The organism is uncultured Amaricoccus sp. (assembly GCF_937858865.1).
In the GTDB taxonomy this organism is placed as follows: Bacteria; Pseudomonadota; Alphaproteobacteria; order Rhodobacterales; family Rhodobacteraceae; genus Amaricoccus.
The window spans coordinates 1-1,130 of record NZ_CALLYO010000286.1 but is presented as its reverse complement, the minus strand read 5'-3'; the positions used below and the strand labels follow the sequence as shown (position 1 = coordinate 1,130).

The 1,130-nt window shown below is 71.4% G+C and carries 1 protein-coding gene; it reads right to left on the bottom strand.

Going from position 1 to position 1,130, the window contains the following annotated elements; genetic code table 11:
- Positions 1 to 133 precede the first annotated feature (133 nt).
- Positions 134 to 958: a metallophosphoesterase family protein gene (locus tag Q0112_RS08160; RefSeq protein ID WP_297973779.1), complete on the bottom strand. Its 825-nt coding sequence runs from the start codon at positions 956 to 958 to the stop codon at positions 134 to 136.
- Positions 959 to 1,130: the final 172 nt, after the last annotated feature.

Below are 1,130 nucleotides of genomic sequence, written 5' to 3'. Positions count from 1 at the left end.
ATGGCGCAACCTCACCCCGAAAACCCTGAAAAGCCGGGGAGTCGTGTAGTGTGGATCTGGTTAACGCCGCAAGGGGAAATCTAGCAAAAACAGTAGGATGGCAAAGTGGGCACGCGTGCCCACCCCGTGCCTTTCAGCGTCGGATCCAGAGGTTCCGCCAGCCGGCGCGCGGCGGCTCGGACCTGGCGAGGCCCGAGCCCTCCGGCCAGGGCCGGAGCCCGGCCGGCCCGAGCAGCGACACCTGCGTCCCTTCCAGGACGACGCAGGACAGGACCCCGCTGCGGACCGCCCCGGTGTCGACGGCGATCCGGTTCGGCCAGTGCTCGACCTGCGGCACGATGGTATGCCCGTGCACCACCTTGAGGCCGAAGTCGGCGTCCGAGCTCAGGAAGGGCTCGCGGATCCAGATCAGGTCCTCGCGCGTCTGCTCCGCGATCGGCACGCCCGGCCGGATGCCGGCGTGGACGAAGAGATAGCCGCCGATGCGGATCTTGAGCGCGCAGGCCTCGAGGAAGGCCATGTGCGCCCGCGGGAAGGCGGCGGCGAAGGCGTCGCGCGTGGCGGCCGGGCTCGCGGCGCTGGCGTTCGCCACCCCGTAGGAAGCGAGCGTCGCGCTGCCGCCGAGGCTGTCGTGCAGCCAGTGATTGCTGCGGTCGAACCAGGCCGGCTCGCGCAGGTAGGCCGCGACGTAGCTGTCGTGGTTCCCGAGCAGGAAGCTCGCCGGCAGCGCCGAGGCCTTGAGCGCGATCAGCGCCTCGATGACCCCGCGGCTGTCCGGCCCGCGATCCACATAGTCCCCGAGCATGACGACCCGCGGCCGCGGATGCGGCCGCGCCTCGAGATCGGCGCGGATCCGCCCCAGCACGTTCTCGAGCAGATCGAGCCGCCCGTGCACGTCCCCGACCGCATAGAGGCGCTGGCCTTCCGTGGGATGCGTGGGACGGCGGGGGGCGAGCATGGCGCGGAGAAAACCCCGCCCGCGGGCGGTTGTCCAGCCGGGACCGCAAAAGACAGCGCCGGGGTGACCCACCCCGGCGCTGCGCGAACTATCGGAAGCGGGACCGCCCCGCGGCCGTCACTCGATGATCTTGGAGACGACGCCGGCGCCGACGGTTCTGCCGCCCTCGCGG

Bases quoted from the DNA above. Each gene is read 5' to 3' on its own strand.
- Q0112_RS08160 (WP_297973779.1), bottom strand. From the start codon at position 958: ATGCTCGCCCCCCGCCGTCCCACGCATCCCACGGAAGGCCAGCGCCTC.